Here is a 20,512-nt window from a genome sequence, read left to right as displayed (position 1 = left end):
GGCGACCTCGGCTCACGCCTCGCCGACCACGACGATATGCAGCGCGCGCGGTCCATGCGCGCCGAGCAGCAAGGTCTGCTCGATATCGGCGGAGCGCGACGGACCGGTGATCATGTTCACCGTGCGCGGCATCGTGCCCTTGCCGTGCGCTGCGCGGATCCGCTCCCACAGGCTCTCGTAGTCGCCGGCGATATCGGCCGCCGACACCACGACGATATGGTGCTCGGGTAGGAAGTTCAGCGTCGTCGGGTTGTCCGGGCCGGAGGTCAGCATCAAGGTGCCGGTCTCGGCGATGCCGCCGAAGGCATGCGAGACGGTGGCAAGATCCGCGTTCTCGGCCCGGCCGCGGTCGATCTCCAGGTTCGCCTGCCCCGCCCAGGGCATTTCGGCAAGCCGCGCATCCTCGCCGAAGCGCACCCGCGCCGGCAGGTTCTTCGACTTCAGATAGTCTGTGACCGCCTGCGGCACCTCGTCCGGGCTCGCTACAAGGGCGATGCTCGCCTGCACCTTTTCCGCCATCTCGCAGAACAGCGCCACCTGCGCCGCCGGGTCGAGTTGGCCGCGCGCCGGGATCAGGCCCTTCGGCGCGCGCTGCAGCCGGTCGGCCACCGCCGCGCGGCGGGCCGTCTCGTCGCCCTTGCGGCCCATGGCCGAGCGCATCCTGGCGAGGATCGAGGCTTTTGCGTCACTCATGCGGAGGCCCTTTCGCCGTTTGACCGCATCTCCTTCGACCCCCGCGCCTTCGCCCATTGCGCCTGGAACGTGCCGCCTTGCGGCGCCGGCAGGTCGCGGTGCCGGGTCCAGCCGCCGGCCAGCGGCAGGAAGGAGAAGCGCCCGCGCCCCCGCCCGATCAGGCCGAGCGCGCCCATGGCAAGCCGCGTGACCCCCTGGTAGAGCGCCGGCCGCCTTGCGAAGAACGCCCAGAGCGCCAGCCCGTAGCGGGCGGTTGCCGGGTTGAGGTTGCGCGAGAACTCGCGCTCGCGCCAGTGCCGCATCATCTTCGGCAGCGGGATGCGCATCGGGCACACGCTCTCGCAGCGCCCGCAGAAGGTCGAGGCGTTGGGCAGGTGGCCCGACTGGTCGACGCCGATCAGCGAGGGCGTCAGCACCGCCCCCATCGGGCCGGGATAGACCCAGCCATAGGCGTGGCCGCCGACCGCGTGATAGACCGGGCAGTGGTTCATGCAGGCGCCGCAGCGGATGCAGCGCAGCATGTCCTGGAACTCGGTGCCCAGCATCGAGGAGCGGCCGTTGTCGAGCAGCACCACATGATACTCCTGCGGCCCGTCGGGATCGCCCGCCCGCTTGGGCCCGGTCGACACGGTGGTGTAGACCGACATGTCCTGGCCGGTCGCCGAGCGCGCCAGCACCCGCAGGATCTGCGACACGTCCTCCAGCGTCGGCACGATCTTCTCGATCGAGGCGACCACCACATGCGTCTTCGGCAGGATCTGCGTCAGGTCGCCATTGCCCTCGTTGGTGACGATGATCGAGCTGCCGGTCTCCGCGACCAGGAAATTGGCGCCGGTGATGCCGATATCCGCCTGGAAATACTTGTCGCGCAGCACCGCCCGCGCCTCGCCGAGCAGGGTCGTCGGCTCCTCCAGGTTGCGGTCCGGATCGAGATGGGTATGAACCCTTCGGAAATCCGCCTCGACCTGGTCCTTGTTGACATGCACCGCCGGGGCGATGATGTGGCTCGGGTGCTCGCCGCGGAGTTGGATGATGTATTCGCCCAGATCCGTCTCCACCGGCGCGACCGAATGCTCCTCCAGGAAGGCGTTGAGGCCGATCTCCTCGGTGATCATCGACTTGCCCTTGGTCACCGTGCGGGCGCCGCGCTTGCGGCAGATGTCGAGGATGATGCGGCGTGCGTCCTCGGCCGTCTCGGCCCAGTGCACCGTGCCGCCGGCCGCCTCCACCTTCTCGGCATAGGCTTCGAGGTAAAGGTCGAGATGCGCCAGCACGTGGTCCTTGATGTCGCGGGCGCTGTCGCGCAACTGCTCGAATTCCGGCAGCGCCGCGGCCGCCACCGCCCGCTTGGTGATGAAGCCCGAGCGCACATGGCCGAGCGCGCGCTGCAGCGGCGCGTCGTCCAGCGCGTGGCGGGCATTCGCCTTGAACTGCGGCGAGGTGATCTGCATGTGCGGCTGGCTCCCCTGCGCTTGCCTGTTGCCTGTTGCGGTCAGCCCTGACGCTTTTCGCCGATCGCCGGCTGGTCGGTCATGCCGGCCAGCACTTCGGCGATATGGCGGACCTCGATGGCCGACCCCTCGCGCTTGAGCTTGCCGGCCATGTTCATCAGGCAGCCGAGATCGCCGGCGAGCAGCAGCCCGGCGCCGCTCTCGCGGATCGTCTTGGTCTTCTCCTCGACGATCTTGTTGGAGATGTCGGGATATTTGACGCAGAACGTGCCGCCGAAGCCGCAGCACACGTCGGGATCGCGCATTTCCTTGAGCTCCAGCCCCTCGACCGAGGCGAGAAGCTTGCGCGGCTGCCGGGCAATGCCGAGTTCGCGCAGGCCCGAGCAACTGTCGTGATAGGTGACGCTGCCCGCAAAGCTTGCATCCACCCCCGTCACGCCGAGCACGTCGGTGAGGAAGCTGACCAGCTCGAACACCTTGGCGGAAAAGGCCGCCGCCCGTTCGCGCGCCGGCGCGTCGCCCTCGAACAGCTCCTCGTAATGCTTCTTCAGCATGCCGGCGCAGGAGCCGGACGGCGCGACCACGTAGTCGTAGCCCTCGAAGGCGCGGATCGTCTGCTCGGCGATGGCGCGCGCGTCGGCCCGGTCGCCGGAGTTGAAGGCCGGCTGGCCGCAGCAGGTCTGCGCCGCCGGCACCTCGACGAGGCAGCCCGCATCCTCCATCAGCTTCACCGCCGCGAAGCCGACGCTCGGGCGGAACAGGTCGACGAGGCATGTCACGAAAAGGCCGACGCGCGGGGCGGTTTTCGGCGCCTGCGCTGTCTCGTTTGGCTGCGCGCCGGTTTGCGCGGTGGCTGTCATTGCGTCCCTGCTTCCTCTGTCGGGCGGCGCGAGGTCCGCCGCCGTTTGCTGTCGTCCTGCTCGCTTTCCAGGCGTTGCGCCAGCCGCAGCTCCGACACGTTGCTCCAGCCGCCGGCGCGCGCCATCGCATAGGCGACCTGCTCGACGAAATCGATGTGGGAGCTCGCCGCATCGCCCGCCTGGGCCGCATCGCCCGCGATCACCGCCTCGTAGATCGCCCGGTGCTGCTCCAGCAGCTTCTCGCGCGAGCCGGGATAGCGGTAGAGCTGGACGCGGCTGTAGAACACCCCGTCGGCGAGCAGCCGGTAGCAGGAGCGCAACGTGTGCAGCAGCACGATGTTGTGAGCGCTCTCGCCGATCGCCTGGTGGAATTCGACGTCCAGTTCGGCCTCCCGCGCGAAGTCCTGGCCGTCATGGGCCGCTTCCATGGCGCGGAAGATCCGGCTGATGATCTCCCTGTCGGCGTGCGTTGCCCGCTGCGCCGCCAGCCGCGCGGTGGTCCGCTCGATCTCGCGGCGGTATTCCAGATAGTCGGCGATCGCCGGCGGATGCCGACGCACCAGCTCGACGATGGCCTCGGAAAAGACGGTGCCGATCACGTCGGCGATGAAGGTGCCCTCGCCATGGCGGGTCACCAGCAGGCCACGCTCCTCCAGCGTCTTGATGGCATCGCGCAGGATGGGGCGCGAGACGTCAACTTTCTTTGCCAGGTCACGTTCGGCCGGCAGCCGGTCGCCGGGGCGCAGAACCCCCTGCAGGATCAGTTCCTCCACCTGATCGACAACGGAATCTGCCGTCCGGTTGTGATGGATCTTCTGGAATACCATCGTCCCGTTCTTTATTATTGCAGCGCAAAAGAAACATACTGCAATGCAGCAGAGCTCTTCGCGCTGAAGTTCGCAGCCGCAATTTATTCCGTATTGCGTTCAGTGGTCAATATTGTTATCCAGTTAGCGCGGATCGCTGCTCCGGTTGGGAGGCCGGGGTGGTCCGCGGATGGCAGGCGCGGATGTGGCCAGGCGGGTTGTGCGGCGACAACCTTCCGGCAAAGGCAGGCATCCGGTTCTGTCCTGTTGCGCGAGGGGAGCGTTTTCGGCGTCGGACAGGCGGGGCATTGCGCCCGCCCGTTGTCGCCGTGTCCGGTCCCTGGAGCGCAGGATGTTCCTAGGGAGGACCTGAACGTGAAATCTCTTCTTTCTGCAGTTGCCGTAACGGCGTCTCTTGCGATCGGTGCGACATCGCCGGCCGTCGCGCTGGACAAGCTCGACTGGGACATGCAGTCGACCTATCCGGGCTCGCTCACGCAGCTCGGTACGCTCGGCAAGGTGTTGTCCGAGCGTCTCGCTGCTGCTTCCGGCGGCCAGATCAACGTCAAGTTCCAGGAGCCGGGCGCCATCGTTCCGGCGCTTGAGGCCTTCGACGCCGTTGCCACCGGCGCGGTGCAGGCCGCATGGTCGACCCCGGGCTACTGGACCGGCAAGGACAGCTCGCTCGCGCTCTTCGCCGCGGTGCCCTTCGGCCCCAGCGCGCCGGAATATGTCGCGTGGCTGAAGTTCGGCGGCGGCCAGGAGCTGCTTGACGAAATCTATGCCACCTACGGCATCAAGTCGCTGATCTGCGCCGTCATCGCACCCGAGGCCGCCGGCTGGTTCCGCAAGGAAATCAACTCGGTCGACGATCTCAAGGGCTTGAAGATGCGCTTCTTCGGCCTTGGTGCCAAGGTCATGCAGAAGCTCGGCGTCTCGACGCAGCTTCTCGCCGGCGGCGACATCTTCCCGGCGCTCGAGCTCGGCACCATCGACGCGACCGAGTTCTCCATGCCGGCGATCGATCTCAAGCTCGGCTTCCACCAGGTCGCGAAGTTCTACTACTTCCCGGGCTGGCACCAGCAGTCGACCATGTTCGATCTGATGATGAACAAGGCCGAGTGGGACGGGCTGGACGACCAGACCAAGGCGATCTTCGAGGCCGTCTGCGATGCCAACATGATCTACGGCATCGCCGAGGGTGAGGCCATCCAGGCCTCCGCGCTTGCCGAGCTCCAGGGCCATGGCGTCCAGATCAAGGAGTTCGACCCGGCGATTCTCGAGGCGATGGAGAAGGCCTGGGCCGAGGTGGTCGAGGAAGAGAAGGCAGCCAGCCCGAACTTCGCCCGTGTCTGGGAGTCGCTCTCCAAGTTCCGCGCGGAGTACAAGATCTGGTCCGACGTCGGTTACCTGAAGAAGTAACCCGGAACGCCTGATACGGCGGGTCCGCGCTGCCCAACGGTGGTGCGGGCCCGTCATTTGCGCTCAAGGCCGCAGTGCCTGGCGCCCGACGGCTCGCTGGACGCCGACCGCGGCCGTACGGTCCACCGATTATCCGGTCGGGGAGAGGGTTTCCATGTCAACGCTGATCAGCCTTCTCGGCATCGCGGCCTCCGTCGTCGCGGCGTTCGAGCTTGGCGTTCCTGCCTATTATCTTTGCGTCGCCGGCTTTGCGCTCGGCGTCGTCGGCGGGTTCCTCGGAGGGCGCGTGTCGCTGTCCGTGGCCGCCATGGTGCTGGCCGCCTTCGTCTTCGCGGTCACCGATTCGGGAATGACGGCCGTCCTCCGGTTGATGGACGTCGATCCCCGCGCCTTCTTCCGCGCCAATGACGGGCTGTCCGGCCTGATCGGCTCGCTGCTGGTCCTCGGCCTCACCCTGCTGATCCTGCGCAGCCGTTCGCCGCAGGCCTATGAGACCATGCTGGAGACGTCGGACGACTTCGACCGCGCGGTCAACGGCGTCGGCAAGCTCGCCTCCTGGATCTTCGTGCCGTTGATGCTGGTCATCTTCTACGATGTCACCCAGCGCAAGTGGCTCGACTTCGACACGTCGATCATGGACACCTCGTTCTATGTCGACAGCACCAAGCTGCAGGAGTTGGAGTGGCACCTGCATGCCGTGCTCTTCATGCTCTGCCTCGGCTTCGCCTATCGCAAGGATGCGCATGTGCGCATCGAACTGGTGCGCGACCGGCTGACCCGGCGGGCCCGCGTCTGGATGGAACTGGCCGGCATTCTCTTCTTCCTGCTGACCTATTGCTATCTGATCGTCTCGTTCGGCTGGGTCTTCGCGAGCAAGTCCTACCAGATCGGCGAGGTTTCGGCCGCCCAGACCGGCCTCAGCCACCGCTGGATCATCAAGTCGGTGCTGCCCATCGGCTTTGCGCTGCTGTTCACCGCCGGCGTTTCCGCCGCGTTCCGGTGTGTCGTCTATCTCTTCGGCCCGTCCTACCTGAATGAGCGCTCCGGCGACTATGCCGGCACCCATCATGCGGACCTGCCCAAGGATGTGGTCACCAACGGACCGATCGCGGACTGACCGGAGCTCGACACATGACATTCATCGAACTTCTGCCGGTCTTCATGTTCGTGGCGCTCGCGCTGCTGCTGTTCACCGGCTTCCCCGTCGCCTTCATCCTCGGCGGTGTCGGCCTCGGCTTCGCCTTCCTGGCCCAGGAACTGGGCACCTTCAACGTCGCGCGGCTGGTCATCATCCCCAACCGCATTTTCGGCGGGACGATGGAAAATCCCGTCCTGGTCGCGATTCCGATGTTCATCTTCATGGGCACGATGCTGGAGAAGTCCGGCGTCGCCAAGGACCTGCTCTACTGCCTGCAGGTGCTGACCCGCCGGGTTCCCGGCGGCCTCGCCCTGTCGGTGACCTTGATGGGCACGATCATGGCCGCCACCACCGGCATCATCGGCGCCTCGGTGGTGATGATCACCCTGCTGGCGCTGCCGGTGATGCTGGACCGCAACTACAATATCCCGTTGGCCACCGGCACCATCGCCGCCTCGGGCACTCTCGGCATCCTGATACCGCCCTCGATCATGCTGGTGATCATGTCGGACCTGATGTCGATCCCGGTCGGCACCGTGTTCATCGCCGCCATCATCCCCGGTCTGCTGCTGTCGGCGCTCTATGCGCTCTACATCATGGTGCTGTGCCGGGTGCGGCCGCAGCTTGCTCCGCCGCTGCCCGACAATATCGGCCCGACGACGCGCGGCGAGTTCTGGGCGATGATCTTCAAGAGCTTCGTGCCGCCGGTGTTTCTCATCGTCGTGGTGCTCGGCTCGATCTTCGCCGGCCTTGCCACCCCGACCGAGGCGGCCGGCGTTGGCGCGGCGGGCTCCACTCTGCTCGCCTTTCTCAACCGCAAGCTCAGCTTCCAGGTGATGAAGGATGTCTGCCACCGCTCGGCGCTGACCGGCGCCATGCTGTTCGGCATCTTCCTCGGCGCCACCTGCTTCTCGCTGGTGTTCCGCTGGCTCGGCGGCGAGGCGCTGATCGACGAGTTCATCGCCTGGGCGGGCGTCGGTCCCTGGGGCATCCTCTTCGTGCTGATGGGGATGATCTTCTTCCTCGGCTTCTTCTTCGACTGGATCGAGATCACCCTGATCGTCCTGCCGGTGTTCGGCCCGATCGTTGCCAAGCTCGACTTCGGCATGCACCTGGCCGGTTTCGAGGGCGTCGGGGAGGTGGCGCTGATCTGGTTCACCATCCTGGTGTCGACGAACCTGCAGACATCGTTCCTGACACCACCCTTCGGCTTCGCGCTGTTCTACATGAAGGGCGTGGCGCCGCCGCAGGTGACGATCCAGCAGATCTACAAGGGCATCATTCCCTTCGTGCTGCTGCAGTTGTTCGGCCTTGCCCTGTGCATTGTCTTCCCCGGCATTGTCCTGTGGCTACCTAACGCATTGCTCGGCAACTGACGCCTGTGGCCTAATGCAGCCTGCCCCGTCCGCGCTCGCGGGCGGGGCAGGCTTTTTTTCGTGCGAGGGGGCGCCGGAATGGCGGACAGCGACAGCGAGGCGGGCCGGGCCCCGCGGACGGGCGGCGACGGTCGGGGCGGCCCCCGCGACGAGGGCGGAGGTGGTGACGGTGACGGTGGCGGTGGCGGTGACGGTGCGGAGCCGCGTCTGCCCGGTTTCACCGTGCATCCCTCCCGCGACTTCGTGCTCGGCGAGCTGCATGCCCGCCCGTTCCGGCCGCAGGTCGGGCCGCGCGTCTTCCTGCGCTACGGCTTCACCGTCGACGAGGCGGCGGCCGAGGCCGATCGCGCCTGGTTCGCCGGCTATTGCCGCTCCCTCGGCCTGCAGGGGCCGGGCGAGGCGGAGCGGCACCATCTGGTGGAGATCGGCGAGGGGGTGCTGCGGCGCGAGCGGCATGGCGAGTTCCTCACCTATACCTGGGACGGGCCGCTCGATCCGGCCGCCGCGATCGACGGCGCCCCGGCCGGCCATCCCTTCGGGGCGCGGTTCCGCGCGCCGGGGCCGATGATGGTGGCGGCGCGCCTCGATGTGGTGCCGGCCGACAGTTCCGCCTTCGAGCGGCGCTTCGCCCGTTTCGACCGGGCGAGCCTGTGCGTGGCCGAGACCGATGGCGGCGCCTCCGTCATCGCCACCGATTTCCGCCAGGACCGCGACGGCCTCACCCGCATCCTTGTCGGCGACCGCGGGTTGTCGCCGGTGCAGGCCGGCGCCCAGAGCCAGCGGCTGCTGGAGCTGGAGACCTACCGCGTCTTCGCCATGCTCGGCCTTGCCGAGGCGCAGCGCCAGATGCCGCGCGTCTCGGCGATCGAGGGGGCGCTCTTGGCGCTGGCCGAGCGCATGCGCACCAGCGTCGGGCTGGAGGCCAACCGCGCCCTGCTCGACGAGCTGACGCGCCTTGCCGCCGATCTGGAGGCGAGCGCGGCGGAGAGCGCCTATCGCTTCGGCGCCAGCCGCGCCTATTACGGCATCGTCCGCCAGCGGCTGGAGATCTTCGGCGAGCGCCAGCGCGAGGGCTATTTCACCCTCAGCCAGTTCCTGTCGCGGCGGCTGGCGCCGGCCATGCGCACCTGCGAGACTCTGGAGGAGCGGCAGGTCAAGCTGGCGGAAAAGCTGGCACGCGCCGCCACCTTGCTGCGCACCCGCGTCGATGTCGAGCTGCAGCAGGACAACCGCTCGCAGCTTGCCGCGATGAACCGGCGGGCGCGGCTGCAACTGCGCCTGCAGCAGACCGTCGAGGGCCTGTCGGTCGCCGCCGTCAGCTATTATGTGGTCGGGCTGATCGCCTATCTCGCCAAGGGTGCCAAGACCGGGCCGCTGGCAGCCTGGCTGCCCTCGCCGGAGCTGATGACCGGCCTTGCCGTGCCGGTGGTGCTCGCCGCCGTCTTCCTCACCGTCCGCCGCATCCGCCGCCACCACAGCGACGAGGACCACGGCGAAAGGTGAGGGCGAGGGAAAGGGAGAGGGGCGCGCACGACCTCTCTTTTCGTCTTCCCGGACGAGGCCTGAACTTGCTTCGCAAAAGTGGAGAGGGGTTTTGTTATCCGCCCATTTTTTCGAACTGGACGGGGCTGATGTATCCAAGCGCCGAGTGGCGTCTTGAGGGATTGTAGAAACCGTCGATGTAGCGCGCGATGGCATTGACGGCGTCTTTTCGGGTTTCGAACCGGGTGCGCCAGACGAGTTCCGTTTTCAAGGTCTTGAAGAAGGTTTCCACCATGGCGTTGTCGTAAGCGTTGCCCTTGGCCGACATGGAGGGGGCGATGCCGTTGGCGTGCAGCCTGGCCTGATAGGCGGTTGCGCGATACTGGCTGCCCCGGTCGGAGTGGTGGATGAGGCCGGGCGCCACCCCGCGCAAGGCGATGGCCTTGTCGAGGGCCGACAGGGCCACGCCCGCATGCAGCCGGTCGGAAGCCTCCCACGCGACGATCCGCCGGGCGTACAGGTCGAGGATGACGGCCAGATAGAGCCAGCCCTGACCGGTCCACAGATGGGTGATGTCTGCCGCCCACTTGCGGTTCGGGCCATCGGTGGCGAACTGCCGCGCGATCAGGTTCCCGGCGACGGCCAAGCCGCCGGTTCCCGCATCCCGGTGGCCGCGCCGGCGCTTCTGGCGCGCCCGCAGGCCGGTCTCGCGCATCAAGCGCGCAACCCGCCGCCGGCCGACGGCGAACCCCTGATCGCGCAACTCATGCACCATGCGCGGGCTGCCATAGGTGGCGTGCGACAGGAGAAACGCCATGCGTATCCGGGCAGACAGAACCTTGTCGTCGCGCCGCCGCCGGCTCTGCGGGCGCCGCTTCCAGGCATAATAGCCGCTCTGGCTGACCGACAGGACGCGGCACATGCGCGAGACCGGATGCTCCGCTTTCCTTGCATCGATGAACGCGTAGCTCATCGCCTTGCCTCGCTTGCAAAGAAAGCCGTGGCTTTTTTTAGGATCTCGCGCTCCTCGCGCAGGATTGCATTCTCACGCCGCAGCCGCTTCACCTCGTCTTCCGCCGTCTCCGAGACGGGCGCCGAAACGGCGCGCGCGCGAGCCGAGGCAACCCACCGCTCCAGCGTCGACAAGCCTATCCCCAGTTCCCGCGAAACCTCCGCCTGGCGACGACCAACCGAAACAACCAGCCGAACCGCTTCGTCCCGGAACTCCTGCGTAAATCGTTGCTGCTTCATCAAAAGCCCTCCAAGGCCAGGAAACCCTCTCCACTTTTGCGAAGCAAGTCCAAGCCGTTCGGGGGAACGGCTCCCCCAAAAATCCCCAAATGAAAAGGGAGCCGTTCGGGGGAACGGCTCCCCCAAAAATCCCCAAATGAAAAGGGAGCCGTTCGGGGGAACGGCTCCCTTGAAACTCTGATGCCGGCATTCTGGCGCTTACGCGCTCCCGCCCGCGGCGGGCCGGGTCACTGCTTGCTGCCGTCGAGGGCGAACTGCGCCAGATAGGCGATGACGTCGGCGCGCTCGTCTTCCTTCTTGAGGCCGGCAAAGGCCATCTTGCCCTTCGGGATGACGTCCTTCGGGTTGGTGAGATAGGCGTGCAGCGTCTCGTTGTCCCAGACCTTGCCGGCCTCCTTGCCGTCCAGCAGCGGCTTGGAATACTTGAAGTCGTCGACATGGCCCCAGGCCGCGTCGACCACGCCGTTCAGATGCGGCCCCACCTTGTTCTTGGCGCCTTCGCCGACGGCGTGGCAGGCCATACACTTGCGGAACACCTTCTCGCCGGCGGCGGCATCGCCATCCGCCTGCGCGCTCGCGGAGGCAGCGAGGAGGGCGGCACCGGCCAGCAACACAAGACGCTTCATAGTCTGTTCTCCCAGGATTTCTCTCTTCGTCGGGTCGGCCGAGCACGGTCGGTCGCGGGGGCCGACCCTATCACGATCCGGCTTGGCGTCATCCTGCCTGGAGCGAGGCAACATGTCGCATTTTGCGAAGGTAGAGGGTCGCGGCCGCGTTTGCCAGATGGGAGAACCACGGTCCTCGTTCTGTGTCTCGCCAGTCCTCAGGCCGGCGAGGCCTCGCCGGCCCTGCCGCCCGTCATGTCGGCGCTCTGACCATCCAGCCGCCCATCCAGCCGGCCATCGAACTGCCCGTCGAACTGCCCGTCCATCCGCCCGTCCGGCGCCTCGCCGTCCTCGCCCGGCCGCGCCAGCCACTGGTCCAGCCCCTCGTCCCAATAGGGGGCCGGGCCGTAGAGCTTGGCGAGGAAGTCGATGAACACCCGCACCTTGGCCGGCAGGAAGCGGCGGCTCGGATAGACCGCGTGCAGGCCGACATTCTTCGAGGCCCGGTACTGCGGCAGCACGATGCGCAGCCGGCCCTCGCGCAGTTCCGGGCCGATGTCCCAGGTCGAGCGCAGGGCGATGCCGAGCCCGGCCAGCAGCGCCTCGCGCACCACCTCGCTGGAATTGGTGCGGATCGGCCCGCCGGTGCGCACGATCTCCGGTCCGTCCGGCCCGGCCAGGCGCCACAGCTCCTGCTGGGTGGTGGAGATGCAGGCATGCTTGTCCTGCAATTCGCCGATGGTCTGCGGCGCGCCGCGCCGGTCGAGATAGGCCGGGGCGGCGCACAGCACCCGGTGCACCGGCGCCAGCCGCCGCGCGACCAGGCTGGAATCCTCCAACTCGGCGATGCGGATGGCAAGGTCATAGCCTTCGCCGACGATGTCGATGAATTCGTCCGACAGGTCGAGGTTGAAGGAAAGGTCCGGGTTGTCGGCAAGGAAGGCGCCCAGATGCGGCGCGATATGCATGCGGCCGAAGGCGGTCGGCGCGCTCACCCGCAAGGTGCCGCGTGCCAGCGCCGAGCGGCGGCTGACATAGCTTTCCGCCTCCTCGATCGAGGCGAGGATCGCCACCACCCGCTTGTAATAGCCCTGTCCGGCCTCGGTCAGCGCCAGTTGCCGCGTCGTGCGCTGCAACAGCCTTGTCCCCAGCCGGTCTTCCAGCCGGCGCATCCGCTTGGAGACCACGGCGGGCGACAGGCCCATCTCGCGTCCGGCCGCCGACATGCTGCCGGCCGCCACCACCCTTGCGAAGATTTCCATGTCGGCAAAATCGGTCATTTTCAACCCATAGGAAATTGTTTTTATCGATTTTCAACGCTTCATCGCGTGCGAGCTATTTGCCATGCTATGCGGGTTGCCATCGCCGTCCGCAATCGCACCTTAGGTCAAGAGACGCCCGGAAACTCCGATCCGTCCGCTGGAGCGGAGTTTCCAGGAAGCCGCTTATCCTGGATACTACGCTGGCGCGCGACTGCCGGATCACGCAGGCCGGCGCGATTCGTGCCGAGGGAGGAGACCACATGAGCGGCATTGCCATGCCCAGGCCGGACGCGGCCGTCCTGTCGCGCCGCGACGAGATCGTGCGGGCGCTGAAGGAGATGGTGCCGGGCGAGGGCGTCATCGACACCGACATCGGCATGCGGGTCTACGAGACCGACGGCTTCAACGCCTATCGCCAGATGCCGATGGTCGTGGTCCTGCCGGAAACCGTGGAGCAGGTCTCGGCGGTGCTGCGCTATTGCCACGACAACGGCGTCAAGGTGGTGCCGCGCGGCGCTGGCACCTCGCTGTCCGGCGGCGCCCTGCCGCTCGGCGACGGCGTGCTGATGTCGATGATGAAGTTCAACAAGGTGCTGGACATCGACGCGGCCAACCGCGCCGTCGTCGCCCAGCCCGGCGTCACCAATCTCGGCATCACCCGCGCGGTCGAGCATCTCGGCTTCTACTACGCGCCAGATCCCTCCTCGCAGATCGCCTGTTCCATCGGCGGCAACATCGCGGAAAATTCCGGCGGCGTGCACTCGCTGAAATACGGGCTGACCACCAACAATGTGCTCGGCCTCGAAATGGTGCTGATCACCGGCGAGGTGATCCGCCTCGGCGGCAAGCATCTCGATGCCGAAGGCTACGACCTGCTCGCCCTGATGACCGGCTCGGAAGGTCTGCTCGGCGTCGTCACCGAGGTCACCGTGCGCATCCTGCAGAAGCCGGAGACGGCGCGCGCCGCGCTGGTCGGCTTTCCCTCCAGCGAGGCCGGCGGCCAGTGCGTCGCCGAGATCATCGGCGCCGGCATCATTCCCGGCGGCATGGAGATGATGGACGAACTGGCCATCAACTTCGCCGAGGACTTCGTCAATGTCGGCTATCCGTGCGATGCCGGCGCGCTGCTGATCGTCGAGCTCGACGGTCCCGAGGCCGAGGTCGATCACCTGCTCGCCGAGGTCGAGGCCATCGCCCGCCGCAACGGCGCCACCTCGCTGCGCGTCTCCACCTCGGAGGAGGAGCGCCTCGCCTTCTGGGCCGGGCGCAAGTCGGCCTTCCCGGCGGTCGGGCGCATCTCGCCCGACTATCTGTGCATGGACGGCACCATTCCCCGCCGCGCCCTGCCGCAGGTCCTCGCCCGCATGCGCGAGCTTTCCGAAAAGCACGGGCTGCGCTGCGCCAATGTCTTCCATGCCGGCGATGGCAATCTGCATCCGCTCATTCTCTACGATGCCAACAAGCCGGGCGAGTTGGAGCGGGCGGAGGATTTCGGCGCCGACATCCTGCGGCTCTGCGTCGAGGTCGGCGGCGTCCTGACCGGCGAGCACGGCGTCGGCATCGAAAAGCGCGACCTGATGCCGGTGATGTTCTCCGAGGACGATCTCAAGCAGCAGCAGCGGGTCAAATGCGCCTTCGATCCCAAGCAGTTGCTCAATCCGGGCAAGGTCTTTCCGGAGCTGCATCGCTGCGCCGAGCTTGGCCGCATGCATGTCAGCAAGGGGCAGTTGCCGTTTCCCGACATTCCCCGGTTCTGATGCGCGCGCCTCTCGAGCCCGCCTCTCTCGACCCGCCCCTCTCGACCCGCAAGCCAGCACGAGAAGACAAGATGCCCGACACGTTCAAGCCGCGCACGGCGGAGGAGGCCCGCGACGTCGTCCGCTGGGCGGCGGCCGAGCACGAGCCGCTGGAGATCGTCGGCCAGGCCTCCAAGCGCGCCCTCGGGCGCCCGGTGCAGGCCGGCCAGGTGCTCGACATGTCCGGCCTTGCCGGCATCGAGCTCTACGAGCCGGAGGAACTGGTCCTCACCGCGCTGCCCGGCACGCCGATCGCCGAGATCGAGGCGGCGCTCGCAGCAAAGAACCAGGAACTCGCCTTCGACCCGCTCGACTACGGCCCGCTGCTCGGCCGGCCGGCAGGGCAGGGCACCCTTGGCGGCGTCATCGCCGCCAACCTCGCCGGCTCCAAGCGGCTGAAGCACGGCGCCGCGCGCGACCATGTGCTCGGCATGGACGCGGTGTCCGGACGCGGCGAGATCTTCAAGTCCGGCGGCCGGGTGGTGAAGAACGTCACCGGCTACGACCTGCCGCGCACCCTGACCGGCTCCTGGGGCACGCTGGCGGTCGCCACCCGCCTCACGCTGAAGGTGCTGCCGCGGGCTGAGACCGAGGCGACCTTCCTGCTTTCCGGCCTTGCCGATGCCGAGGCCGCCACCGCGATGACCGCCGCCATGGGCTCCTCGGCCGAGGTCTCCGCCGCCGCGCATCTGCCGGAAGCCGTCGCGCGGGATCTTGCCGCGCGCGGCCATAGGCTCTCCGGTCCCGCGACCCTGTTGCGGCTGGAGGGCTTCGGCCCCTCCGTCGACTACCGGTTCGAGCGGCTGCGCGCCCTGCTCGGCACCGGCCGGTCCGTTTCGCGGGTGGAGGTTGACGCCTCCCGCGCCCTGTGGCGGGCGGTGCGCGATGCGGAGGCCTTCGCCGGCAGCGACGATCTCGTCTGGCGCCTCTCCGTTGCCCCGACCGCCGGTCCCGCTGTTGTCGCGCAGCTTGTGGGTCAGTTCGCCTGCACGGCCTTCTACGACTGGTCGGGCGGCCTTGTCTGGCTCGCCGTACCGGGCGTCGATGCCCGCGCCGAGGCGATCCGCGCCGCCATTGCCGCCTGCGGCGGCGGCCATGCGACCCTGGTGCGCGCGCCCGCGCCGCTGCGCTCGTCCATCCCCGTGTTCCAGCCCCAGCCCGGTCCGCTCGCCGCCCTGTCGGCCCGGCTGAAGGAGCAGTTCGACCCACACGGCATCCTCAACCCGGGCCGCATGACGGCGGGACACTGACATGCAGACCAGCTTCTCCATCCATCAGCTCGCCGACCCGCATATGGCGGAGTCCGAGAAGATCCTGCGCAAATGCGTCCATTGCGGCTTCTGCACCGCCACCTGCCCGACCTTCGCCCTGCTCGGCGACGAGCTCGACAGCCCGCGCGGCCGCATCTATCTCATCAAGGAGATGCTGGAGAACGACCGGCCGGCCGATGCCCGCACCGTGCGCCATATCGACCGCTGCCTCTCCTGTCTCTCCTGCATGACGACCTGCCCCTCGGGCGTGCATTACATGCACCTGGTCGACCATGCCCGCGCCCATATCGAGAAGACCTATCGCCGCCCGCTCGGCAACCGGATGGTGCGCGCGCTGCTCGCCTTCGTGCTGCCGCATCCCGGCCGCTTCCGCGTGTCGCTGGTCGCCGCCTTCTACGCCCGGCCCTTCGCCGGCCTACTGGGCGCGTTTGGCGGTCCGTTCAAGCAGCTCGGCGCCATGCTCGCGCTCGCGCCCCTGAAGGCGCCCTCGCCCTCCTCGCTGAAGCCGGGCAGCGCCTATCCGGCAGCTAGCGCCGCGCGCAAGGGCCGCGTCGCCCTGCTCACCGGCTGCGCCCAGCCGGTGCTGGCCCCCGAGATCAACGAGGCGACCGTCCGCCTGCTCACCCGCGTCGGCGTCGAGGTGGTGCTGCCGAAGGGCGAGGGCTGCTGCGGCGCGCTGGTCCATCACATGGGCCGCGAGGACCAGGCGCTGACCGACGCCCGCCGCAATGTCGATGCCTGGACGCGCGAGCTCGACGGCGAGGGGCTCGACGCCATCCTGATCACCGCGTCCGGCTGCGGCACCACGATCAAGGATTACGGCTTCATGCTGAAGGACGATCCGGCCTATGCGGAAAAGGCCGCGAAAGTCTCGGCGCTGGCCAAGGACATCACCGAGTACCTCGCCGGCCTCGACCTCGGTGCGCCGGCCCGCGCCACGGGGCTGACGGTCGCCTATCACTCGGCCTGTTCCATGCAGCACGGGCAGAAGATCACCCGCCAGCCAAAGCAGTTGCTCACGGCGGCCGGCTTTGCCGTGCGCGACGTGCCGGAGGGGCATCTGTGCTGCGGCTCGGCCGGCACCTACAACATCCTGCAGCCGGACCTTGCCCGCCGCCTGCGCGACCGCAAGGTCGCCAATATCGAGAAGACCGCGCCCGATCTCGTCGCCACCGGCAATGTCGGCTGCATCACCCAGATCGGCAGCGGCACCGACCTGCCGGTGCTGCACACGGTGCTGCTGCTCGACTGGGCCTATGGCGGGCCGGAGCCGGCGCTGTTGGGCGAACGGGGTCTTGCCGCCACGGCCTGAACCAAACGAAAACCCCCGGGCGGCGGAACCGTCCGGGGGCTGTCGCTTGCGGGGACCTTGCAGAAAAACGGTTAGCGGACGTGGACCTTGGCGCCGACCGGCACCCGGTCGTAGAGGTCGATCACGTCCTCGTTGCGCATGCGGATGCAGCCCGAGGACACCGCCCGGCCGATGGTCCAGGGCTCGTTCGAGCCGTGGATGCGGTAGAGTGTCGAGCCGAGATAGAGGGCGCGGGCGCCGAGCGGGTTCTTCGGGCCGCCGGCCATGTGCACCGGCAGGTGCGGCTGGCGCTTGCGCATTTCCGCCGGCGGGCGCCAGTCCGGCCACTCGGCCTTGCGCGTCACCGTGTGCGTGCCGGCCCATTCGAAGCCGGGACGGCCGACGCCGACGCCGTAGCGGCGGGCAAAGCCGCCCTTTTCCACCAGGTAGAGATAGCGCGCCTCGGTATCGATGACGATGTCGCCGGGCTTGTGCTTGCCGTCATAGGCGACGGTGGTCGGCAGGAAGCGCGGGTCGACCTGGCGCTGCGGCGGCTGCGGCCGGGCCGCCACCGCCGGGGCGACGCCCATATGGCGCACCTGTTGCAGGGTCTGCGGTTGGCGCATCACCGGGCGGGTGGTCACCTGCGACCGCATCTGGCGCCGGTGGGGCTGCAATTGCATCACCCACGGTTCCGTCAGGTCGGGGCTCAGCAGAAGCGGCGGCGCGCCGGCGCCGCTGCGATAATCCGCCCTGGCGGGGGACAGCGCCATCGCGCCGGCCAGCATCGCCGCGGCAAGGAGAAAACCTGTTCGGCTCATCGACGTACTCGCAACCTCTTCGTCGCACCACGATAGGCCGCCGGCCGGTCTGGCGGCGGATTGCTTCAAGGTAGCGGTTGCGTGGCAGCCAATCGTAAACCCTGGCGCAAGCTGGGCGGGATTCTCTTCGCTTGGTTAGCGCCGGGTTGAAGGACATGGTGAACGCCGCGTGAATCGGCGGCGCGTCAGTTCACCAGCGGGCGGATCTCGCGCACGATCGCCGGCAGCAGGGGCTCGACCTGGGCCGGGCTCATGCCCGGCTGGATGCGCGGATGGTAGAGCATGTTCAGCAGCAGCCGGTCGAAGGTGGTGAAGCGGCTATGCCGGGAGCGGTCGTTGAACACCGAATGCACCAGCGAATCGTCGTCGTTCATCGGCCCCAGCCCCTGCAGCAGCTCCTCCACCAGGCAGCGGCGGAACAGGAAGTCGCCCTCGTCGGAGACGATCACCGCCGCCGATTGCGAGATGCCGCGCCGGTCGGAGACGACCCGCACCAGGCAGCGGCCGGGCACGTCGGCGGTCGGGTCCTTGTAGATGTGGCGCCGCACCACGTCGCGATACTGGCCGCGGTCGACCACATAGACGTGGAAGTTCGCCTCCTCCGGCGTCGGCACGATGATCGTCGACAGGCCGCGGATCCCGGCGCCGATCTGCTCGATGAAGCGATAGACGGTCGGCCGCCGGTCCCTCGCCGCCATGTTGTGGACGTAGAAGCGCACCGGCCCGGTGTATTTCTTGACGAGATAGGGCTGCCAGCTCCACGAGCGGTATTCCAGCCCGAAGACGGTCTTCATGAAGCCGTCGATCAGTTCCTCGGTGGAGAAGGTGTGAGGCGCCGCGCGCAGGGACACTGCGCTGCCGGCAACGGCCGGCAGGGCAAGGCATAGCAGCAGGATCAGTCGCGACAGCGGTCGGCGCAAGGGTTTGGTGTCCCGGTAACGGCATCTCAATCAGGCGTCGACCGCCGCCGGGCAGCATACAGAACCGGGCAGGGGAGCGGAACGCAAAAGCTCGCCCCCTGTCGAAAATGCCGTTGCGGCAGCCATGCCCGGAACCATTCCTTAAATCCTCGCCGGCTATAGCAGGAGTCCGGCGCCCCCATTGCCTGTCCCGACATCGCCTGACCTAGAAGATCTGGAGACGACCCCGACCATGATGGCCACCAGACGAGCCTTTAGAGCCGAGAGCCTCCTGCAGCAGTCGAGCGCCGACAGCGGCTCCGCGCAAGGGTCGGACATCCAGTATCGGGCGCTGATGGCGGAAATCGCCTCGATCAAGGCGATGATTCGCCCGCCCGAGGAGGTCGGCAACCAGATGCTCGAGCAGTTCAAGCATGAGCTGGGCGAGGCGGTGAAGCTGAAGGCCGAGCTCGATTCGATCTACGAGGCGATCGCCCGGACCAAGCGCGAGATCGCCACGCTGCATCACACCACCGGCCATGAAGGCCAGGAGATGAACCGGGTCACCAACGAGCTCGACGCGGTGGTCCACGGCACCGAAGGGGCGACGGAGAGCATTCTCTCGGCGGCCGAGTTCATCGACGAGACGGCGAACACGCTGGCCGCGCGCCTGCGCGGTCAGGACGCGGATCTTGCCAACGACATCCAGGAGAAGGTCGTCCAGATCTTCGAGTCCTGCAACTTCCAGGACCTCACCGGCCAGCGCATCAACAAGGTCATCACCACGCTGCGCTTCATCGAGGACCGCATCATCCGGATGATGGACATCTGGGGCGGCATCGAGACCTTCAAGACGATCGAGCCGGACGAGCGCGCCGTGCGCGAGGGCGACGCCGCCCTGCTCAACGGCCCCTCGCTGGACACCGACGACGGCGTCGCCAGCCAGGACGACATCGACGCCCTGTTCGCCTGATCGCGGACCCCGCCATCCCGTGCCCCGTCGCTGGGCGACGCCCGCCCCCGCGGAGCCGGCGACCGCAGCGAGTCCGGTGCGAGCGAAAAAATGGCATCGCTTCACAAGCCTTGCCGTTCCTGCTATCAAGAACAAAGAGCGAACGATTGGCGCGGCCGCGGGCCGGGGAGGGATGATGAGCGAGGCTTTCGACACCGGCGGGGCAGCAGCGCAGGACGACCTGCCGCCCGGCCTGCTGCGCGGCGAGGATGGCCGCTGCCGCTGCTGGTGGCATGGCAACAAGCCGGATTATCTCGCCTATCACGATACGGAATGGGGCCGCCCGGTCACCGACGACCGCCGCCTGTTCGAAAAGCTCTGCCTCGAGGGGTTCCAGTCGGGCCTGTCCTGGCTGACCATCCTGCGCAAGCGCGAGAGCTTCCGCGCCGCCTTCGCCGGTTTCGATTTCGAGGCGGTGGCCCGCTTCGGCGAGGCCGATGTCGAGCGGCTGCTGCAGGACGCCGGCATCGTCCGCCATCGCGGCAAGATCGTCTCGACCATCAACAATGCCCGCCGCGCCTGCGATCTTGCCGCCGAGCGCGGCTCGCTCGCCGCCTATGTCTGGAGCTTCGAGCCCGAACCGCAGGACCGGCCCGAGCGCTGCGACCATGCCTCGCTCTCGGTGCTCGCCCAGACGGCGGCCTCCCGCGCCCTGTCGAAGGACCTCAAGAAGCGCGGCTGGAGCTTCGTCGGCCCCACCACCGTCTATGCCTTCATGCAGGCCATGGGGCTGGTCAACGACCATCTCGAGGGCTGCTGCGTGCGCGAGGAGGTCGAGCGGCAGCGGCAGGCGCTGGTCCGCCCGACGTAAGACGCGGCCGTTCCTCTCTCTCGGAGGTCATCCCGGCCGCGCGTAGCGCAGAGCCGGCCAGACGACGGTTCGCCGCGTCCCCGCCGCCGCTCTGGCAGCCAATAGACCCCGTTGGGGTGGACGGCCCCCATCCGGCGCCGTTTTGCGCCAAGATGATGGTCCCAACACATCGAAGGAGCCGCCCAATGAACGAGATTACGCGCATCGGCATGGACACGTCCAAGCATCTCTTCCAACTCCACGGGGTTGATGCCGCCGGAGAGAC

General features: G+C 67.7%; 18 protein-coding genes. 9 read left to right on the top strand and 9 right to left on the bottom strand.

Annotated elements, in window-relative coordinates:
• Nucleotides 1-12: 12 nt before the first annotated feature.
• The 4 genes from TSB10GB4_RS18650 to TSB10GB4_RS18635 are packed head-to-tail and all read right to left on the bottom strand — an operon-like array spanning nucleotide 13 to nucleotide 3,831.
• Entirely contained in the window at nucleotides 13-693 is a 681-nt protein-coding gene (locus tag TSB10GB4_RS18650) for a lactate utilization protein (RefSeq protein ID WP_186396985.1), read from the bottom strand.
• Nucleotides 690-2,144 carry a LutB/LldF family L-lactate oxidation iron-sulfur protein gene (locus TSB10GB4_RS18645; protein ID WP_186396984.1) on the bottom strand — a complete coding sequence of 485 codons (1,455 nt, stop codon included), beginning with the start codon at nucleotides 2,142-2,144 and terminating at the stop codon, nucleotides 690-692. Before TSB10GB4_RS18645 ends, TSB10GB4_RS18650 begins: the two co-directional genes overlap by 4 nt.
• 41 nt (nucleotides 2,145-2,185) lie before the next feature.
• Nucleotides 2,186-3,004 (bottom strand): (Fe-S)-binding protein, encoded by an 819-nt coding sequence (locus TSB10GB4_RS18640; protein ID WP_186396983.1) that lies wholly within the window; start codon nucleotides 3,002-3,004, stop codon nucleotides 2,186-2,188.
• On the bottom strand, nucleotides 3,001-3,831 hold the full coding sequence (locus tag TSB10GB4_RS18635) for a FadR/GntR family transcriptional regulator (RefSeq protein WP_186396982.1): 831 nt from the start codon (nucleotides 3,829-3,831) through the stop codon (nucleotides 3,001-3,003). The genes TSB10GB4_RS18640 and TSB10GB4_RS18635 overlap by 4 nt, the downstream gene beginning before the upstream one ends.
• Nucleotides 3,832-4,185: 354 nt before the next feature.
• Here TSB10GB4_RS18635 and TSB10GB4_RS18630 point away from each other — a divergent pair, with 354 nt between their 5' ends.
• The 4 genes from TSB10GB4_RS18630 to TSB10GB4_RS18615 all read left to right on the top strand — a co-directional run bounded on the left by TSB10GB4_RS18630 (nucleotide 4,186) and on the right by TSB10GB4_RS18615 (nucleotide 9,249).
• Nucleotides 4,186-5,232 (top strand): TRAP transporter substrate-binding protein, encoded by a 1,047-nt coding sequence (locus tag TSB10GB4_RS18630; protein ID WP_208984874.1) that lies wholly within the window; start codon nucleotides 4,186-4,188, stop codon nucleotides 5,230-5,232.
• A gap of 154 nt (nucleotides 5,233-5,386) precedes the next feature.
• Nucleotides 5,387-6,349, top strand: coding sequence for a TRAP transporter small permease subunit (locus TSB10GB4_RS23685; protein WP_208984873.1), 963 nt, complete (start codon nucleotides 5,387-5,389; stop codon nucleotides 6,347-6,349).
• A gap of 14 nt (nucleotides 6,350-6,363) precedes the next feature.
• Nucleotides 6,364-7,746, top strand: a complete 1,383-nt coding sequence (locus tag TSB10GB4_RS18620) for a TRAP transporter large permease subunit (RefSeq protein ID WP_186396980.1) — start codon at nucleotides 6,364-6,366, stop codon at nucleotides 7,744-7,746.
• A gap of 78 nt (nucleotides 7,747-7,824) precedes the next feature.
• On the top strand, nucleotides 7,825-9,249 hold the full coding sequence (locus TSB10GB4_RS18615) for a DUF3422 family protein (RefSeq protein WP_186396979.1): 1,425 nt from the start codon (nucleotides 7,825-7,827) through the stop codon (nucleotides 9,247-9,249).
• 94 nt (nucleotides 9,250-9,343) lie between these two features.
• Here the strand turns inward: TSB10GB4_RS18615 and TSB10GB4_RS18610 are convergent.
• From TSB10GB4_RS18610 to TSB10GB4_RS18600, 3 genes are all read right to left on the bottom strand, one after another.
• Nucleotides 9,344-10,479, bottom strand: a protein-coding gene (locus TSB10GB4_RS18610) for an IS3 family transposase (protein WP_244570962.1) whose coding sequence is annotated in 2 segments (ribosomal slippage) — nucleotides 9,344-10,230 and nucleotides 10,230-10,479 — 1,137 coding nt in all. Because the reading frame shifts where the segments join, the coding sequence is not laid out codon by codon here.
• 227 nt (nucleotides 10,480-10,706) lie between these two features.
• On the bottom strand, nucleotides 10,707-11,105 hold the full coding sequence (locus TSB10GB4_RS18605) for a cytochrome c family protein (protein WP_186396977.1): 399 nt from the start codon (nucleotides 11,103-11,105) through the stop codon (nucleotides 10,707-10,709).
• Between the two features lie 197 nt (nucleotides 11,106-11,302).
• The gene (locus tag TSB10GB4_RS18600) at nucleotides 11,303-12,364 is read right to left on the bottom strand and encodes a LysR family transcriptional regulator (protein WP_186396976.1); all 1,062 of its coding nucleotides are present in this window, start codon (nucleotides 12,362-12,364) and stop codon (nucleotides 11,303-11,305) included.
• A gap of 242 nt (nucleotides 12,365-12,606) precedes the next feature.
• Here TSB10GB4_RS18600 and TSB10GB4_RS18595 point away from each other — a divergent pair, with 242 nt between their 5' ends.
• From TSB10GB4_RS18595 to glcF, 3 genes are all read left to right on the top strand, one after another.
• On the top strand, nucleotides 12,607-14,103 hold the full coding sequence (locus TSB10GB4_RS18595; protein WP_186396975.1) for an FAD-linked oxidase C-terminal domain-containing protein: 1,497 nt from the start codon (nucleotides 12,607-12,609) through the stop codon (nucleotides 14,101-14,103).
• 71 nt (nucleotides 14,104-14,174) lie between these two features.
• Nucleotides 14,175-15,392 carry an FAD-binding protein gene (locus TSB10GB4_RS18590; protein WP_186396974.1) on the top strand — a complete coding sequence of 406 codons (1,218 nt, stop codon included), beginning with the start codon at nucleotides 14,175-14,177 and terminating at the stop codon, nucleotides 15,390-15,392.
• Nucleotide 15,393: 1 nt separating this feature from the next.
• Nucleotides 15,394-16,725, top strand: a complete 1,332-nt coding sequence (gene glcF / locus TSB10GB4_RS18585; protein WP_186396973.1) for a glycolate oxidase subunit GlcF — start codon at nucleotides 15,394-15,396, stop codon at nucleotides 16,723-16,725.
• Nucleotides 16,726-16,796: 71 nt separating this feature from the next.
• Here the strand turns inward: glcF and TSB10GB4_RS18580 are convergent, their stop codons facing one another.
• Together TSB10GB4_RS18580 and TSB10GB4_RS18575 are read right to left on the bottom strand one after the other, a co-directional pair.
• Nucleotides 16,797-17,525, bottom strand: a complete 729-nt coding sequence (locus TSB10GB4_RS18580; RefSeq protein ID WP_186387023.1) for a L,D-transpeptidase — start codon at nucleotides 17,523-17,525, stop codon at nucleotides 16,797-16,799.
• Between the two features lie 185 nt (nucleotides 17,526-17,710).
• Nucleotides 17,711-18,445, bottom strand: a complete 735-nt coding sequence (locus TSB10GB4_RS18575) for a DUF2927 domain-containing protein (protein WP_208984872.1) — start codon at nucleotides 18,443-18,445, stop codon at nucleotides 17,711-17,713.
• 232 nt (nucleotides 18,446-18,677) lie between these two features.
• Between TSB10GB4_RS18575 and TSB10GB4_RS18570 the strand changes: the two genes are divergently transcribed.
• Nucleotides 18,678-19,397: a protein phosphatase CheZ gene (locus TSB10GB4_RS18570; RefSeq protein WP_186387022.1), complete on the top strand. Its 720-nt coding sequence runs from the start codon at nucleotides 18,678-18,680 to the stop codon at nucleotides 19,395-19,397.
• Between the two features lie 175 nt (nucleotides 19,398-19,572).
• Nucleotides 19,573-20,247, top strand: a complete 675-nt coding sequence (locus TSB10GB4_RS18565; protein WP_186396972.1) for a DNA-3-methyladenine glycosylase I — start codon at nucleotides 19,573-19,575, stop codon at nucleotides 20,245-20,247.
• Nucleotides 20,248-20,512 lie beyond the last annotated feature (265 nt).

Origin of the sequence: Stappia sp. TSB10GB4 (assembly GCF_900185745.1) — a bacterium.
In the GTDB taxonomy this organism is placed as follows: Bacteria; Pseudomonadota; Alphaproteobacteria; order Rhizobiales; family Stappiaceae; genus Stappia.
The sequence above is the reverse complement of the archived record's forward strand: the minus strand, read 5'-3'. Positions and strand labels throughout refer to the sequence as shown.

What these genes read in the sequence shown, in the direction of transcription:
- TSB10GB4_RS18650 (WP_186396985.1), bottom strand. Translation starts at nt 693, where the DNA reads ATGAGTGACGCAAAAGCCTCGATCCTCGCCAGGATGCGCTCGGCCATG.
- TSB10GB4_RS18645 (WP_186396984.1), bottom strand. Translation starts at nt 2,144, where the DNA reads ATGCAGATCACCTCGCCGCAGTTCAAGGCGAATGCCCGCCACGCGCTG.
- TSB10GB4_RS18640 (WP_186396983.1), bottom strand. Translation starts at nt 3,004, where the DNA reads ATGACAGCCACCGCGCAAACCGGCGCGCAGCCAAACGAGACAGCGCAG.
- TSB10GB4_RS18635 (WP_186396982.1), bottom strand. Translation starts at nt 3,831, where the DNA reads ATGGTATTCCAGAAGATCCATCACAACCGGACGGCAGATTCCGTTGTC.
- TSB10GB4_RS23685 (WP_208984873.1), top strand. Translation starts at nt 5,387, where the DNA reads ATGTCAACGCTGATCAGCCTTCTCGGCATCGCGGCCTCCGTCGTCGCG.
- TSB10GB4_RS18620 (WP_186396980.1), top strand. Translation starts at nt 6,364, where the DNA reads ATGACATTCATCGAACTTCTGCCGGTCTTCATGTTCGTGGCGCTCGCG.
- TSB10GB4_RS18615 (WP_186396979.1), top strand. Translation starts at nt 7,825, where the DNA reads ATGGCGGACAGCGACAGCGAGGCGGGCCGGGCCCCGCGGACGGGCGGC.
- TSB10GB4_RS18605 (WP_186396977.1), bottom strand. Translation starts at nt 11,105, where the DNA reads ATGAAGCGTCTTGTGTTGCTGGCCGGTGCCGCCCTCCTCGCTGCCTCC.
- TSB10GB4_RS18600 (WP_186396976.1), bottom strand. Translation starts at nt 12,364, where the DNA reads ATGACCGATTTTGCCGACATGGAAATCTTCGCAAGGGTGGTGGCGGCC.
- TSB10GB4_RS18595 (WP_186396975.1), top strand. Translation starts at nt 12,607, where the DNA reads ATGAGCGGCATTGCCATGCCCAGGCCGGACGCGGCCGTCCTGTCGCGC.
- TSB10GB4_RS18590 (WP_186396974.1), top strand. Translation starts at nt 14,175, where the DNA reads ATGCCCGACACGTTCAAGCCGCGCACGGCGGAGGAGGCCCGCGACGTC.
- glcF (WP_186396973.1), top strand. Translation starts at nt 15,394, where the DNA reads ATGCAGACCAGCTTCTCCATCCATCAGCTCGCCGACCCGCATATGGCG.
- TSB10GB4_RS18580 (WP_186387023.1), bottom strand. Translation starts at nt 17,525, where the DNA reads ATGAGCCGAACAGGTTTTCTCCTTGCCGCGGCGATGCTGGCCGGCGCG.
- TSB10GB4_RS18570 (WP_186387022.1), top strand. Translation starts at nt 18,678, where the DNA reads ATGATGGCCACCAGACGAGCCTTTAGAGCCGAGAGCCTCCTGCAGCAG.
- TSB10GB4_RS18565 (WP_186396972.1), top strand. Translation starts at nt 19,573, where the DNA reads ATGAGCGAGGCTTTCGACACCGGCGGGGCAGCAGCGCAGGACGACCTG.